This is a genomic window from Thalassospira lucentensis MCCC 1A00383 = DSM 14000 (genome assembly GCF_000421265.1).
Lineage (GTDB): Bacteria > Pseudomonadota > Alphaproteobacteria > Rhodospirillales > Thalassospiraceae > Thalassospira > Thalassospira lucentensis.
The window spans coordinates 100483-115777 of record NZ_ATWN01000008.1 but is presented as its reverse complement, the minus strand read 5'-3'; the positions used below and the strand labels follow the sequence as shown (position 1 = coordinate 115777).

General features: G+C 49.3%; 13 protein-coding genes. 3 read left to right on the top strand and 10 right to left on the bottom strand.

The annotated features are described in order from the left end of the window. Positions 1-133: 133 nt before the first annotated feature. The 3 genes from K355_RS24210 to K355_RS25605 form a co-directional block, all read right to left on the bottom strand. Positions 134-916 carry a dienelactone hydrolase family protein gene (locus tag K355_RS24210; protein WP_147250399.1) on the bottom strand — a complete coding sequence of 261 codons (783 nt, stop codon included), beginning with the start codon at positions 914-916 and terminating at the stop codon, positions 134-136. 284 nt (positions 917-1200) lie between these two features. Further along, entirely contained in the window at positions 1201-2751 is a 1551-nt protein-coding gene (locus K355_RS0116510; RefSeq protein WP_022733264.1) for a 2-isopropylmalate synthase, read from the bottom strand. Between the two features lie 288 nt (positions 2752-3039). After that, positions 3040-3264: a hypothetical protein gene (locus K355_RS25605; protein ID WP_147250398.1), complete on the bottom strand. Its 225-nt coding sequence runs from the start codon at positions 3262-3264 to the stop codon at positions 3040-3042. Between the two features lie 89 nt (positions 3265-3353). On the opposite strand from K355_RS25605, the gene K355_RS0116500 reads away from it, so the two are divergent. Both K355_RS0116500 and K355_RS0116495 read left to right on the top strand, forming a co-directional pair. Then, on the top strand, positions 3354-3977 hold the full coding sequence (locus K355_RS0116500) for a LysE family translocator (protein WP_022733262.1): 624 nt from the start codon (positions 3354-3356) through the stop codon (positions 3975-3977). A 130-nt stretch (positions 3978-4107) separates the two neighbouring features. Beyond that, positions 4108-4425 carry a hypothetical protein gene (locus tag K355_RS0116495; protein ID WP_022733261.1) on the top strand — a complete coding sequence of 106 codons (318 nt, stop codon included), beginning with the start codon at positions 4108-4110 and terminating at the stop codon, positions 4423-4425. Between the two features lie 106 nt (positions 4426-4531). On the opposite strand, the gene K355_RS0116490 is transcribed toward K355_RS0116495, so the two are convergent. After that, positions 4532-5566: a hypothetical protein gene (locus K355_RS0116490; RefSeq protein WP_022733260.1), complete on the bottom strand. Its 1035-nt coding sequence runs from the start codon at positions 5564-5566 to the stop codon at positions 4532-4534. Positions 5567-5763: 197 nt separating this feature from the next. Then, positions 5764-6795 (bottom strand): GGDEF domain-containing protein, encoded by a 1032-nt coding sequence (locus tag K355_RS0116485; protein ID WP_022733259.1) that lies wholly within the window; start codon positions 6793-6795, stop codon positions 5764-5766. A gap of 188 nt (positions 6796-6983) precedes the next feature. On the opposite strand from K355_RS0116485, the gene K355_RS0116480 reads away from it, so the two are divergent. Continuing rightward, the gene (locus K355_RS0116480; protein WP_022733258.1) at positions 6984-7838 is read left to right on the top strand and encodes a hypothetical protein; all 855 of its coding nucleotides are present in this window, start codon (positions 6984-6986) and stop codon (positions 7836-7838) included. A gap of 969 nt (positions 7839-8807) precedes the next feature. On the opposite strand, the gene K355_RS0116470 is transcribed toward K355_RS0116480, so the two are convergent. The 5 genes from K355_RS0116470 to K355_RS24205 all read right to left on the bottom strand — a co-directional run bounded on the left by K355_RS0116470 (position 8808) and on the right by K355_RS24205 (position 15248). After that, positions 8808-11216: a heavy metal translocating P-type ATPase gene (locus K355_RS0116470; protein ID WP_081649543.1), complete on the bottom strand. Its 2409-nt coding sequence runs from the start codon at positions 11214-11216 to the stop codon at positions 8808-8810. Positions 11217-11258: 42 nt separating this feature from the next. Next, positions 11259-12596 carry an APC family permease gene (locus tag K355_RS0116460; protein ID WP_022733254.1) on the bottom strand — a complete coding sequence of 446 codons (1338 nt, stop codon included), beginning with the start codon at positions 12594-12596 and terminating at the stop codon, positions 11259-11261. Between the two features lie 7 nt (positions 12597-12603). Further along, entirely contained in the window at positions 12604-13053 is a 450-nt protein-coding gene (locus K355_RS0116455; protein WP_022733253.1) for a c-type cytochrome, read from the bottom strand. Positions 13054-13162: 109 nt separating this feature from the next. After that, complete coding sequence (locus tag K355_RS25410) at positions 13163-13498, bottom strand: YHS domain-containing protein (protein WP_211219034.1); 336 nt, start codon at positions 13496-13498, stop codon at positions 13163-13165. Positions 13499-14048: 550 nt separating this feature from the next. Continuing rightward, positions 14049-15248 (bottom strand): ABC transporter ATP-binding protein, encoded by a 1200-nt coding sequence (locus K355_RS24205; RefSeq protein ID WP_022733250.1) that lies wholly within the window; start codon positions 15246-15248, stop codon positions 14049-14051. Between the last annotated feature and the right edge of the window lie 47 nt (positions 15249-15295).

Below are 15295 nucleotides of genomic sequence, written 5' to 3'. Positions count from 1 at the left end.
GGCTTTGATAGCGCAAGGATTAAGCCGATGCACGAATAATCTGCTCAGGGGATTGAGGAATAATTAAGGCGCGTCAAATTCTTGAATTAAAGCAACAAAAACATGATCAGGAATATGGTCTTGGCGGTTTAATTCAATTTTGACCGCTTTTGTCTTCAATCTCATTATCAGACAGGAAGTTCGTGATAAGGTATACGACTGCTGGACTGTTTTCAACAGGAAGCCATTCCCGAGTCGCTTGTTTTTCAATTGTTTCGTCACTGTTCACCAGTTCCAACTGCACTGGTTTCCGGCTGGGCTCAAGGTCACGGTCAATGCGCCATTGACACCATGCAGGGGGATTGAACGGGTCATTCCTAACCCCGACCAATAAGCTTGGAACAAAATTATCCATCTCCGACATGCATTGCGGACGAAGCCCGACCAGTGCACGGAACCGTTCGGGGATGCGTTTGGCCAGTCCATGACGGTAAATGGTGAACTGGGCCGCGGCGGCTCCATACCCATAGCCAAACACTGCAATTCGTTTCGGGTCGATGTCTGGTTGCTGTGCAAGGTAGGAAAGTGCGCTGAGGGCATCAAATGCCCAATAGGTGACCCCGTGTTTGGGTTTGTCGAGTGAACCTTCTGTACAATAGGCCTGCGACGGATGGGCCTGATACGGGGAAATCAGCAAAACGCCAAGGCCCGCATCCTGCAGAATGGAAATCCAGTTTTCGGGAAATCGGTCATCGCAATCGGGCAGGGCGACAACAGCGGCATGTTTGCGGTCTTGGGCCAGATCGGAGTTCTTTGGCGGGAAATAGCGGGCCGGGATATCTGATTGCATGCTGTCGTCAACGCCGGGGATTGTTTTCCCATCGGCGATCAATCGTTGGCGCAGGCCACTTACCGGATAAGGCTGAGCAGGGACCATGATTGACTGCCCCGGATCTGCTTTCGCGGCGTGTGGAATTCCCGCAATCGAATAGAAGGTGCTCACGCAAAGCAGGCAACCAGCCAGCAGAAATCCCAAGCGACAGTGTCCGGAACTATGCAATCCAAGCATGTCATCACCCCGATCATGGTTTCACAAGATGATATCACAAAGTGCGACCGCACGATATTTGCATCAGACAGAACCGGTGACGTGCGATAAAGAGCGCGCAAAAAAAAGGTGGCGAAACCGCCACCTTTTTCAAAGCTTGTGAAAAGTACCGATCAGGACGCCATGGCATCCGGTGCGGTTCTTTTGCTTTTTTCAATCAGCTTGTTAACCGCGGTGACATAGGCAACACAGGACGCGACAACCGTGTCGGTGTCTGATGCATTGCCAACCACAGTGCGGTCTTCACCGTCGAGTTTAACTGTCACTGTGCCTTGTGCGTCGGTACCCTCGGTCACGGCGTGAACCTGATAGAGTTTCAGGCGCCAGTCATGGGGATAGATTTCCTTGATCGCATTAAACGTCGCGTCAATCGGACCATCACCAGTGGTTTTCGCCGTGCGGCTCTCGCCATCCACAGTCAGTTTGAGTTCCGCCGTCTGCGGGCCGCGGGAGCCACAGGTCACGGTCAGGCCAACGAACTTGATGTGTTCGTTGTCACGCATGCCATCATCGACCAAGGCGACGATATCGTCGTCGTAGACTTCTTTTTTCTTGTCGGCCAGTTCCTTGAAACGCGCAAAGGCATCTTCGATGGCGTTATCACCCAGTTCGGTAAAGCCCAGTTCCTTGAGCTTTTCCTTAAAGGCGTGGCGACCGGAATGCTTGCCCATCACCAGACTGGACTTATTCAGGCCGATGCTTTCGGGCTTCATGATTTCATAGGTTTCTGCATTTTTCAGGAAGCCGTCCTGATGGATACCGCTTTCATGGGCAAATGCGTTCGCGCCAACAATCGCCTTGTTTGGCTGGACAACAAAGCCCGAAACGGCCGAAACCAAACGCGATGCGTTCATGATTTTGGTTGAATCAATGCCGGTTTCATACGGGAAGGCATCATTGCGGGTTTTCAACGCCATGATGATTTCTTCGAGTGCGGCGTTCCCGGCACGTTCACCCAAACCATTGATGGTGCATTCGATTTGACGTGCACCGGCATGAACCGCTGCCAGCGAATTCGATACCGCCATGCCCAGATCATTGTGGCAATGAACCGACAGGATTGCCTTGTCGATGTTTGGCACGCGGTTAAACAGCATGGTCATCAGATCGGCATATTCGGTCGGGGTGGTATAGCCAACCGTATCGGGGATGTTGATTGTGGTTGCTCCGGCGTCAATTGCCGCTTCAACGCAGCGGCACAGGAAGTCGTGCTCTGTCCGCGAGCCGTCTTCTGCCGACCATTCAACATCGTCGGTGAACTTGCGTGCCAGTGTCACGCTTTCGATGACTTTTTCCAGAACGCGTTCTGGTTCCATCTGCAACTTGTATTTCATGTGCAGCGGGCTTGTGGAGATAAAGGTGTGAATACGTTTGTTTTCCGCAGGTTCCAGCGCCTCAGCAGCGCGTTCAATATCACCCTTGGCCGCACGGGACAGCGAACAGATGGTCGGGCCCTTGATTTGCTTGGCGATTTCATTGACGGATCGGAAGTCGCCATTCGATGCGATGGCAAAGCCTGCTTCGATGACGTCAACTTTCAGTTCCGCCAGAGCATGTGCCACACGCAGTTTCTCATCGAGCGTCATCGACGCACCCGGGGATTGTTCCCCATCACGCAGGGTGGTGTCAAAAATGATGACGCGATTGTCGTTTGCACTAGCCATTGTCTTGTTTCCTGATCAAACGGGCCTTGCCCGGTATATATAAATTCTGTCTGGAAGGAGTGCGGGCCATCTGGCGCGACTTTTTCCCCTGAGCTGCGGCACCATGATCAACTTCGTTTGCGTGATCTGGTCCGTCGTCTTTCGCTCAGGGGCGTGTAAGTCGTAGCGCGCCTAGGGCAGCGAGACCAAGTAGACCGAAAAGTAGGTTGAGAGCAGACAGCACAAAGGCGCCCGAAGCGGTGGCTTCGGCGCGATCGGCAAATGCATCAATGTTGCAATTGTCTGCGGTCATCGGTCTTCATCAAATGGTTTTCTAGGCCAGACGGTGCTGGCGACGTCCCCAATTTCGTTTGAGCGTCCACGAAGGTCAAGTAATTTTTGTATCTTTTGTTGGCTTTTTTGAGTGGAATTTAGCGAGCCATACCAATCCGCAGGTTTATCTTTGGCTTTGACGGGGCATTTTTTACCTTCAGAGATGCCGTTATCTTGAAAAAGACGCTGGCTGCGTTTCACGTTATCGGGTAGTGGTTTTGCCGTGATTTTGCGAATTGCGAGATTTGCGTATCACAGTTGCGCGCCACCCACCGTCACAGGAATATTCTATGGTCAGTTTGTCCTTGATCGGGGCCTTTATCCCGACGGCCTTTTTTGTCTCGATTACGCCGGGCATGTGCATGACGCTTGCGTTGACACTTGGCATGACCATTGGTCTTCGCCGTACCTTGTGGATGATGATGGGCGAACTGGTCGGCGTTGGGATCGTTGTTGTGGCATCGGCACTTGGTGTGGCAGCCGTAATGTTGCAGTACCCGGCGATATTTGCTGTCTTTAAATATATCGGCGGCGGCTATCTGGCGTGGTTGGGCATTCAGTTGTGGTTATCGCGTGGACGCATGGCAATTTCATCCGAAGTCTCAGGTGCGAAGACGGCAACACCCTATGGCTTGATGACCCAGGGCTTTGTGACGGCTATTGCCAATCCGAAAGGCTGGGCCTTCATGATTTCATTGTTGCCCCCCTTTATTAGTCTGGAACATGCGATGGCGCCTCAGCTTTCGGTGCTGGTTGCAATCATCCTGATGACCGAACTGATTTGCATGACGCTGTATGCGACAGGTGGCCGTTCGCTGCGTCGGTTCCTTGAAAAAAGTGGCAATGTCCGGATACTCAACCGCATCGCAGGAACCTTGATGGTTGCTGTTGGCGTTTGGTTGGCATCAAGCTGATTGTGCTGCCGGAACCGGGATGCGACCCGGTTTGAAAAGCCCTAAGTCGTTATTCTTTCGTGCGTTAATGTTTGTTTTGTTACTTGGCACTACCATATGCAATTAAGGAAAAATTGCAGGGTGAGCAGTCATGCGCGAGATGCGCTGTATCATTTTTGAAGATGGTGAACTGGTCAAGGCGCTGATGGCATATCGCCGTCGTTCGGGCAAACCTCTTCCGTCAGGGCAGATTAGCGGTCTTGAGATCGAAAAAAAGCCGGAAGTCATCGTGCGGATGTCAATCACATCGGATGCCGGCGAAAAGGTCGTCGTGCCGAGCTCGGGGGCGGAACTTGCTGCGGCAATGATCGCTTATTGCATTGATACAAGAGTACCTGTGCCTGCATCCTCGAACAAATCCATCACGACGATTGATGGACATATAGCACTTAAAATTATGCTGAGCTGACGTATTCTGAACGGGTCAGAATAGAGGCCTAGAATCAAAAAAAATCGCGGAGTAAACCGCGATTTTTCGTTTGTGATTTAGCTGTCGTGTTCTGTGCAGGTCTCTATTACCACTGCATCATCTTGCCCTTGAGCGCACCCATGCGTTCGTCTTCATCTTTGAATGTTTGCCCGGATGCGATGCCATCTTGCATCTTGGTCATCAAAAGCCACTGTTTGACCTTCATGAAGCGCGGTGCGAGGAACTGGTAAGTGTCTCGCACAAGTCGAACGGCCACTGGGCCACGCTCAACCTCAAGGTTTTCCCACTGAACAATGAGCGGTTCCCAAGCGCGCAGGCGCCGATGCAGGTCATCGCGTTTGGTGCGGATATATTGCCGTTGGGACGAAAAGTTTTTCAGGACGGACATGATTTCGCCGGTATTGGCGTCAATCTCTTCAAACGTCGTTTCGAACTTCTTCTTGGCATCATCAAGCAGGCGGATGGCTTGGGTAACAGTTTCCAGAACGCCTTTTTCATGCGCGTAAATGCGGCGAAGTTCCTGCATCTTGCGGTCAACCATCTTGATGCTTCGATATTTCTCGCGCAAGGTCTCGACATAGGAAAGTTCGTCTGCAACCTGATGAACCAGATTGACGACTTCTTCGCGGTTTTCCTTGCCCAATCCAAGCTTCTCGGCGACTTCGTCAAAAGCCTGATTGATCTTCTTTTTGGTGCCGGGGTCTTCCGCGATCTGCATGAGCTGATCAGGATCCGTGATCAGTTCTTCGTTGCCCGACATCCAGGTCACGAGTTGCATGGTGATACGGTTATAGGCAATCGCCTGATGTGCTTCGTCGACATCCCACGATGCTTCACCGGTCAGAACTTCAAGCGGAAGGTCATCGCCCGGGCGCAATATGTTAATGAAATTAAGGGCCTTGTCGATCAGGCTGATCAACTCGCCATCCTTGGAATTCACATCAATATCGAATTCGCGGCAGATAGCACGCAACGGCAGCGAAACAACCGATCCCTCGGCCATTTGCAGCACAAACAGAGCTTCGTCTGAAATATCAGACTTTTGAAAGTGGCATTCTTCGAACGTCTTGAAAATCTTGTGTTCAAGTTCAATTTTACGTTCGGATTTGTTTCGCGTCATATGGTCGCTCCGCCCCGCAAAGCCATTGCATTCTTATGTTGTATGACACAAGACCGAATATAAGAGGTTCGGTCTGTTCATTTTGGCTTGGCGAGACACAATCGGGTTTGCTCGAAGTCAAATTCGCATCACACCACTTATGGCATAGATAGGCCCAAAGATGGTCTTATTTTCCGGTAGACCCGGTATGTGTTTTTTTATTGAGACATACAGGTATTTCGCCCACCTTGTTTTGCCTCGTATAGCGCATTGTCGGCACGATCAACAAATTCCAGTATATTCTCGCCAAGTCGGTAGGACGTCAAGCCGATTGAAACAGTTAACTTACCGAAACTCTTTCCTGTTTTTTTATTGATAATCTGTTGCATGGAGACATTGTTGCGAAGTTTATCTGCCAGCTTTTTAGCATTTTCCAGCGACGTGTCGGGCAGGATAATGGCAAATTCCTCGCCGCCATAACGCGCAACAGTATCCGCACCCTTGGTCGAATTTACCAGAACTCGCGCCACTGCTTTTAAGACGCCATCGCCAGTGCGGTGACCGAAATTATCGTTGAAGGCCTTAAAGTGATCAATGTCGATCATTAGCAACGACAGCTCGACACCAGTTTCCATGGTTGAGGTAACAGCATCGCGGAGCGATGTGTCAAAGTTCTTGCGGTTGGCGATCCCGGTTAGGGTGTCTGTCAGGGCATCACGACGCACCAGTTCCAGTTCGCTGCGCACGCGACGGACTTCCTGATGGTACTCACCAAGGTTACTGTTGAAATCACCATAACGATTTCGCGCCGTGTGCGTGGCCTTTGACAGGTTTTGTGTCACGCAGTGCACATCTTCAGGCGAAATTCCGTCTTCGGTCAGCCGGTTTGATGCTGTGTCAATTTCATCACAGAATATTTCGGTGTCGCGGATAACGGAATGAACCGCCTCTTCAACGCGTTCTACCGCTGCCTGCAATCCTTCTACGCCCTGATCGATTTTTTGCTGAAGTGCGTTGCTTCCAAGATACTTGTGATAAATCCGAAAGACGGTTTCTTCATCAAGTTCCTGGGTGTTGCGGATCAGCACCTTGATCAATTGGCTGAGTTCGGGAACTTCGTCGGTCAGATAGCTGTAAAATACATGATAGACCTGCGGGGTTGGCTGCAGGTTCAGTTCATTAATCAGCGTCATCACGTTTTGCGCAATGTCACGAGGATTTGCGATCTTGGTTGTCGCTGTTGCTGTCACGGTCTGCTTTTCCGATCAGATAACCAAATTCCCACGTTGTTTTACCTGTATCCCACCATGGTCACGTTGCGACAGTATCGTGTGACCTTGCTCGTTTTATCGCATCGTTTAAGCCGTGCGCGTTTTACATATTTGGTCATCATCGTTCGAATACTAGTCAAGAGTCACGAGAAACTATCAACCAAATCATGACAAATTCAGTCATTGTGAATGTCATGGTTATGATGTCCGGTAAACAGGGGCTTCTTGAACCCTTTAAGTCTCAGCGCCACATGCCTGCAAGAGAACTTTATTTCTATCAGGGTGGCGACATGATGTTACGGGCGGTGACTGTCGGAAATTGGTGTGTGCTTTTCTTGATAGCTGTGGTGGGGGTTGTTTGGCTCAGTGAGGCGCACGCGCAAGATGACAGCGAGGAAAGTGTTCGGGTTGGTAATGTTGTCACGGTTACCGATCCGTGGCTTTTGTCGCTTACATCGGAGCAAAAGAATTTCTACAAAACGTTGCGCGCAATGTCGGGACGACAATGGTCCGATGGTCTGCCGTTTGACCGATTGTATGGTTTGTTCGCAAGTTGGCAAGTTGATTGCATCGTTGGCGAGGCCGCAATCGAGCCTGCTGAGACGATTGCATCCGTTCACAAGGTCAGGTTTGAAATGATGATGTTCGCCCGGACGGGGGAAGATTTGTTGCGTGATGATAGCGTGACGGTCGGCTATCTTGCGACATTGCCACGCATGAAACTTCCCTTGGCGCAAGACGTTGAATGGTATGGTTTGCGGACAATCAAGCAAGGGTTCGACCTGATCGGAGCAGGGCGAATTGATGTGCTGATTGCGCATGCAAGTCTGTTTGATAACGATCCATCTATTGTGAGACTACCGTTCCCACCTGTACACGTCATTGAACTGGCTTTGGTATGCCACGATACCCTGAAAAATCGCGACTTTATTGCGGCATTTGATGCCCGGCTGAGGTCAGTGCACGAGGGTTCTGGCAATACAGGAACTGCTATCCCGACAAATCGGGTAGGTGTCTCTTAACGTTCGTTCTTCGTTTCGTCTTCTTATGCTCAATAATTGCATGTAGGGACCTATCCGTAAAACAAACAAGCCTGCCTTCGACATCATGATCAGTGTGTTTTGTTGCCCGCTTCAGCGCGTTCAGCCGGTGTCGGACGATTGTATTGTTGAAGTGCCCTGAAGTCGTCGCCACATAATAGTTTGCGCAAAGTTTTCGTCACGTTTTACTGATCATTGATTTATGACCCGAATGTAGAATGGGTTGATGGGATCCCGGTCATCAAAGTGGGACTAAATACTTGGCAGTTTGACGATAGAAGCTTGGGCCATGTTGGCCGTTTTCATTCATCGTAATGGAAATTTTTAAGGCAGAAATAAATGCAGTTTGTGCGGCGCGGGATTTATCTCTTTGGGGGGCTGTTTTGCCTGTTCTGCATATCGGTTTCTGCATATGGTCAAGAACCTGTTCGGATTGCCAGTAACATCGAGATTGCGGCGAAATGGGTCGATCTTGCCCCTTTTGAGCAGCGAAAGTTCCTGACCCGACTTGGCACTCAAAGTCGCCCGGTTTCGTTTGAGGTTATCCCCTACAATCGATTTCATCAGCTTATGAAAACGAACAAATTGACTGTGTGTTGAGTTCGCAGCCCGCGTTATTTATATTACATTTAATATAGTTCGTTATTATTCAGAGCTTTGATTTAAAAGAGTAAATACAAATATATTATTATTTTTGTTCACACAAAAACTGTTCAGTCAAATTATATAGGTGGTTAGAAGATAAGTGCATCAACACTAATTCGATGAAAATAGATTTCTGGCTACCAAGTGTAAAAAGTCGACAGATGAGTTTTGGGAACGGATCAGAAGATATTTAAAGTTCTGAGTGCTGGTTGGTATGTCATTTAAAATGGGCGAGGGGCGAACTGTCCTGTATTAAAGTCAGCCTTGTCTGGTTTACCCCTCGCCCAATCAGTCAATATTGGGATGCTAGTAACTTGCTCGACGTAACCTCAGTGCATTCGCAATGACTGATACCGAGGATAAGCTCATGGCTGCAGCTGCAAACATTGGTGAGATGAGAATGCCAAAGAACGGATAGAGCAGACCCGCAGCAACAGGCACACCGGCTGCGTTATAGACCATCGCAAAGAAGAGGTTTTGCCGGATATTGCGCATCGTTGCTTCCGAGAGTTCTCGGGCTCTAACAATCCCGCTCAAGTCACCTTTGACGAGGGTGAAACCAGCACTTTCAATTGCAACATCAGCGCCCGTACCCATCGCAATTCCGACATCAGCCTGAGCAAGAGCAGGGGCGTCGTTGACGCCGTCACCTGCCATGGCTACCTGATGGCCTTCAGCCTTGAGTTCCATAATTAAATTGGCTTTGTCTTCTGGGGAGACATCGGCCCGAATCTCGTCAATGGAAAGTTTATTGCCAACGGATTTTGCTGTTCGTTGGTTGTCACCGGTTGCCATGACGATTCTGAAGCCTTGCTTCTTGAGCGCCTTTAAAGCCTCCAATGTCGTGTCCTTGATCGGATCGGCTACGGAAATGAGCCCGGCAATTCTTCCATCAATAACGACATGCATTACCGTCTCCCCCATATCTCGCCGATCATTTGCTGTTTTATCAACAGCAGAATGATCGATATTGAGAGTCTGAAGGAGTTTACTATTACCTAGGGCAACCGACTTGCCATCCACCTTTCCGGTGACGCCCTGACCGGTTACAGCTTCAAAGTCCTCTGCCTTATCAAGGGACAAGCCGCGCTCCTGAGCAGCACTAACAATGGCGTCAGCCAATGGATGTTCGGATCCTTTTTCGAGCGCCGCAGCGGCAGAAAGAACTTCCTCCTCCTGATAGTCTGATTGAGCGATTACACCTGCTAGTTTCGGTTTACCCTCTGTCAAAGTCCCGGTTTTATCGACGATGAGCACATCGACCTTCGCAAATCGCTCCAGGGCCTCTGCATTTTTAATGAGCACACCAATTTGCGCACCACGACCGGTAGCGGTCATGATTGACATTGGTGTTGCCAAACCAAGAGCGCAAGGACACGCAATGATCAGAACAGCGACTGCTGCGACAAGCCCGTATGACAATGACGGATCTGGTCCCCAGATGGCCCAAGCGACGAAGGCAACTAAAGCAACTAGGATAACAGCAGGCACAAACTTGCCTGCAACCGTGTCTGCAACCTTTTGGATTGGCGCTTTGCTTCGCTGAGCATTGGAGACCATATCAACGATTTGGCTCAAGACAGTATCTTTGCCAACCCGTTTGGCTTGGATAATCAGGCTGCCATTCCCGTTGATTGTTGCTCCGGTTACATCATCATCTGGATTCTTTTCAATTGGAACGGGTTCACCCGAGATCATGGATTCATCAACTGACGATCGTCCTTCAACGACAACGCCATCGACAGGTATCTTGTCACCTGGACGAACTCTCAAGCTCATTCCGACGGTCACATCTTCAAGAGGAACTTCCCGTTCAGAACCATCATCTTCAATAATGCGGGCTGTTTTTGCAGCAAGACCCAATAACGCCTTGATTGCCGAACCGGTTCGTTCCCGAGCCCCCAATTCCAACAGTTGGCCAAGAAGCACAAGTACAACGATGACAGCTGCAGCTTCGAAGTACACACCGACATGTCCCTGTGCATCTCTGAATCCATCAGGAAAAATGTCAGGAGAAATCACTGCGACGACGCTAAATATATAAGCTGCGCTAACACCCATCCCGATCAATGTGAACATGTTGAGAGAACGGTTCACCACAGAATTCCATCCACGAACCATGAAAGGGAAGCCAGACCACAGGACGACAGGCGTTCCAAGAATTAACTCAACCCAAAGAGTAACGCGTTCTCCAATCATTTCCCGGATGAAACCCAAACCAACAAAGGGCCCCATCGTTAGGACAATCAGCGGCACCGTAAGAGCTGCGCCTAACCAGAATCTCTTTTTGAAATCCTGAATCTCGGGGTTTGGTTCGTCATTTTCTGTTGGTATATCCATCGGTTCCAGTGCCATTCCGCAGATCGGACAGGAACCAGGTCCGGATCGTATGATCTCTGGATGCATCGGGCAGGTGTAGCGGCGAGAAGCGGATGACGAAGCGCTGTTTGCAGCAGATGTCTCTTCTTCTGCGGACAATACACTTTCAGGAGCGCTATCGAAATTTCCCTTACATTTTTGGGAACAGAAATAATATGTCTCACTGCCGTACCGCGAGTGTGGCGTATCGGAATCCACAGTGACCGACATACCGCAAACAGGATCGGTTGCATGTTCTGCTTGATCGGACGTTCGTTGATTATGCTGGTGCTTCTTATGATGATGCTGGTGCTTCTTATGATGATGCTGGTGCTTCTTATGATGATGCTCAGACATGGTCTGCTTCCTGCTGTTATGCCTCAATGTCACTGCGGTTTATCAATGTCCTGAGTGATCGTGACTGTGCGCCTTGGCCGACTGGTTTATCCAATTTGACAGGAACCAACGTTCAAAAATGAACACAGAAACAATCATCAAGGTTGCAATGAGAACAATGGATGGGTCGCTTTGCAATTTCATGCCGGCGAAAACGAGCAATACGATGATGTCAAAGACAATCGCTGTAAGCATAACAAAGCCGCGTGCACCTATTTCCTGCCGTAGATACTTAAAGCATCCCCAGTGGATGAGCACATCCATGACGAGATAGAAAAACACTCCAAGTGAAGCGATCCGGCTTAAATCAAAAAAGATTGTCAACAGCGCTGCCACGACAACCGTGTAAACAAGCGTGTGGTCTTTAATTGAACCTGACATTCCAAAATGACTGTGTGGGATCATCTCCATGTCGGTCAGCATGGCGAGCATTCTTGAGACAGCAAACACGCTTGCAAGCAAACCGGAGGCCGTCGCAACGACTGCGAGTAGCACAGTCATATAAAATCCGGTGGGCCCCAATGCAGGTGCTGCGGCTTCGGCAAGGGCATAGTCTTTGGCTTTTATGAGTTCATCCAAGCCAAGGCTTGAGCCAACAGCGAGCGCCACGAGAATATATACGACAACACAAATCAGGATTGAGAACGTGATCGCACGGCCAACATTCTTGTGTGGGTTCACGATTTCAGCACCGCTGTTTGTGATCGTAGTGAACCCTTTGAAGGCTAGAATTGAAAGAGCAATTGATGCAACAAAACCGGCTAATGGAAAGCTCGCGCTGTCGGTTGATGAGGGTTCGAATGAATATCCGCCAGCCCACAGAGCTGCAATCGCGAACGACGCAATTCCACCGATCTTCAATGCGGCCATGACCATTGAAAACACACCAACCGATTTGTTCCCAGCTCTGTTGACAGCGTACGCAAAAATGATCAGGCAGACACCCAATACCGGTATAAGAACTTCAAACTCTGTCAAGTCAAATGCGCGCAAGACATAGGTTCCGAATGTTCTTGCCACCAAACTCTCGTTGATAACCATCGAAAAGGCCATCAGCAATGCTGCGCCACCTGCTATGGCTCCTGACCCGTACGCTTTTTGAAGGATCATTCCGATCCCACCCGCGGACGGGAAAGCATTTGACATCTTTATATATGTATATGCGCTAAAAGCAGTGACAAGTGCGCCAAACAGGAACGACAACGGGAACCACTTTCCTGCAAGTTCGGCAATTTGTCCCGTTAAAGCAAAAATTCCTGCCCCGATCATAACACCGGTGCCCATGGATATGGCGCCAACGAGCGAAATGCTATTTTTCTTGTATTCTGACTGATGATCCATCTCTGCCTCACATTTGATGTTGTTGGTACATGATGCCGTTTGCTTCCTGCAGCTCACGTACATAACGAATGATCCGCGATACCTGTTCCGAACTTACCTGAGGTTGGGCTGGCATATCGCCGAAGGGCCAGTGATGTTGTTTCGCCCCGTTTTGAACAGCTAGATAGAATGCGCGATCTGAATGATGTCCCGGATTGTAGATCCTGTGTATCAGCGGCGGGCCTTGTTCCGTACCGGTTGCATTGCGTCCGTGACAAGCAACACAGTTCATATCGAAAAGCTGCTTTCCTACCATGGCTTCCTTGCTAAAACTGGGGAGCGCAATCCCGTTATCGGTCAGTTCAAGATCTTTGATGTCATCTTTCCCGGGCAGAAACGAATTCAGGGTCATGGCGATGATCCCTACTGCGAAAAAACCGATGACCAAATATTTTGACCAATTGATTTCTTTTTTCATTTTCTTCGGGCCTTTGTTTTATGCGTATGTATCAAATATTCGAAGACACGTGAGACCAAGTGGACTAGTTAACCTTGGTCAGGTTGGTGCGGCCTATGATTTCGCTGAACTAGCTTGGCGATACGTGAGTTTGTCGGTTAATTGCGCTGCTATCGACAGAGGTATCTGGCGACACTTCAAATTTCGAACGACAGGTGTCTGAACAGAAGTAGAATACTTCGCCACCATGAATGGTTGTTTTGGCGATGCGCGGATCGACAGTTTTATGACAAACCGGGTCAACGGCGGAATGAGGGTGCTCCCATCGGATCGCCTCAGCATGCCCGTCCGCTTGTTTCTTATTGTGGTTATGCTTTTTGTGGCCAAACATGTGAGCACCGCAACCAAAGCGCATCATCAATATGATGAAGGCTCCCCAAAGCAACCAACTGAGAATATTTTCCATTTCTCTTTGCCATCCCATAAATACCTTTAGGTATGACTGTTCCGTCTGAAAACAGCATGGTGCAGAACACCTACGCTCGATCTGTACGCATGCCATCGGCAGGTGCAGAAACCAGAACAGTTATTCGCTATTTGTTTGGGAGGATCAGAATATGGGAGGCTGGAAAATCCATGACCGAGATACCGGCTGAAGGGACACTTCTTCTATCCCGTTCTGCACAGGTGAAAACTCGGAAACCGGTAGGATAATCTCGGTAAGGACCGCTGATGTGGAGTGACAAGAAACCTGAGAGCAGCACGAAGTCAGGTCATGCTGGTGTTCAACGTCAAAACCACTGATTTCTGCAGAATGCGCAGGAAAAGAGCCAGTCGACGCGACTGCGATATGGGGAGCAAGCATTATAGCGCTTATCCCGACGAGCAGGATCAGTACGGCGCGTATAAGTGCTTGCTGTGCATTCATTGATCAAATTCCCTCTGGGCAGAAGGTAACACATATGCCCCTGAATATCGAGTTACGTTGACCTACCTCAACTATGGGTAAGTTTTTTTTACCCTGCTTCAGATAGAACCGTTACATCTGCAAACTGATTGTCCGTAATCTCGATTTCCTTGGAGATGTAAGGTTTGATTTCGGAGTATCTGACATGAGCATCGGCTTGCGCCTGATAGTAACGAAAGAGCTCTTTGAGCGGAGCGCCCATGTCTTTGTATGCAGTTAATACTGCGATTAGTGCTCCGAGCGTGAGGTCGCCCTTTATCACCAGATACCCCCCTATTGTGTAAAAGAAGAACGGCGTCATCTGAGATATAAAGTTGTTTAAAGACTTCATGGCGAACTTGTTTTTGTGGATAGAAAGACGAAGATCGTGAAGTCGTTTGTACGACCCGTAAATATCCCGAGCACTTGGCTGGTGGTCGTTTGAGATATTCCCGATCTTCTCCCCGAGAACCCTGACTTCTTTCAGCCGCGTTCGAGACAAAGCATTAATTTTCTTTTGAAATCTGGGAATGACAAAAATCTGAAGCGGCAACAGTGCTGTTGCGGCGATGCCCAAGACCAAATCTTGCACGAGCATGAAAGCCAGAATAGTCAGGAACGTGCCACCTTGTAACAAAGGTAATACAATGGACTCCGATGCATACCCAGCTACGGGCTCTACCTCCTGAACAATAACCGGAATTAATTCCCCGCCTCTGGGGGACGGCTTTCGAAAGCTGAATTTTGAGATGTCGAGCCGCAGGCGGCGTGACATGTGTTCTGCCAACGCACCGGATTGCAAATTGACCTGGTATTTCAATCCACCATGTAAGCCAATTGCCAAGAGGAACAGCATGCATAGTGCAAGCAACGTCTGCGTCTGTGACAGTTCTATACCCATATACATGATTGGGAAGTGTCCGGACTCTATGGCGTTGTTGATGATTAGCTTCGGTAGTTCGAGACTCATGTAAAGTGCCGGTAGTGACGTTATTGCCAGCAGGCCCAGTTTTAGCTGTCGTTTCCATGATGCTCTGAATATGTACTGCAGGAGCGGTGTTCCGTTCTTTGAGAAGGATTTTTGAGCCTGCCACGCAAGAACAGATTTGCGGCGTTTTAAAAGCCTGTATCCCGTTGCACTGAGAATAATAATAAGTGCAACCGGAACCCCAAACACAACCAAATGGAAGACAAAATGAACCCACCAGTGTGCATCGCTTGATATGTAGTGCGTTAAACGGTGCCCCATATCGTGGACGATTTCCATCATCTGTGTCAGGTTCCTTCAAAAGGTTCGATAAAAACAGACAGGGAGGA

Excerpts from the sequence above, each read along its gene's own strand:
- K355_RS24210 (WP_147250399.1), bottom strand. The coding sequence starts at position 916 with ATGGTCCCTGCTCAGCCTTATCCGGTAAGTGGCCTGCGCCAACGATTG.
- K355_RS0116510 (WP_022733264.1), bottom strand. The coding sequence starts at position 2,751 with ATGGCTAGTGCAAACGACAATCGCGTCATCATTTTTGACACCACCCTG.
- K355_RS0116500 (WP_022733262.1), top strand. The coding sequence starts at position 3,354 with ATGGTCAGTTTGTCCTTGATCGGGGCCTTTATCCCGACGGCCTTTTTT.
- K355_RS0116495 (WP_022733261.1), top strand. The coding sequence starts at position 4,108 with ATGCGCGAGATGCGCTGTATCATTTTTGAAGATGGTGAACTGGTCAAG.
- K355_RS0116490 (WP_022733260.1), bottom strand. The coding sequence starts at position 5,566 with ATGACGCGAAACAAATCCGAACGTAAAATTGAACTTGAACACAAGATT.
- K355_RS0116480 (WP_022733258.1), top strand. The coding sequence starts at position 6,984 with ATGACAAATTCAGTCATTGTGAATGTCATGGTTATGATGTCCGGTAAA.
- K355_RS0116470 (WP_081649543.1), bottom strand. The coding sequence starts at position 11,216 with ATGTCTGAGCATCATCATAAGAAGCACCAGCATCATCATAAGAAGCAC.
- K355_RS0116460 (WP_022733254.1), bottom strand. The coding sequence starts at position 12,596 with ATGGATCATCAGTCAGAATACAAGAAAAATAGCATTTCGCTCGTTGGC.
- K355_RS0116455 (WP_022733253.1), bottom strand. The coding sequence starts at position 13,053 with ATGAAAAAAGAAATCAATTGGTCAAAATATTTGGTCATCGGTTTTTTC.
- K355_RS25410 (WP_211219034.1), bottom strand. The coding sequence starts at position 13,498 with ATGGAAAATATTCTCAGTTGGTTGCTTTGGGGAGCCTTCATCATATTG.
- K355_RS24205 (WP_022733250.1), bottom strand. The coding sequence starts at position 15,248 with ATGATGGAAATCGTCCACGATATGGGGCACCGTTTAACGCACTACATA.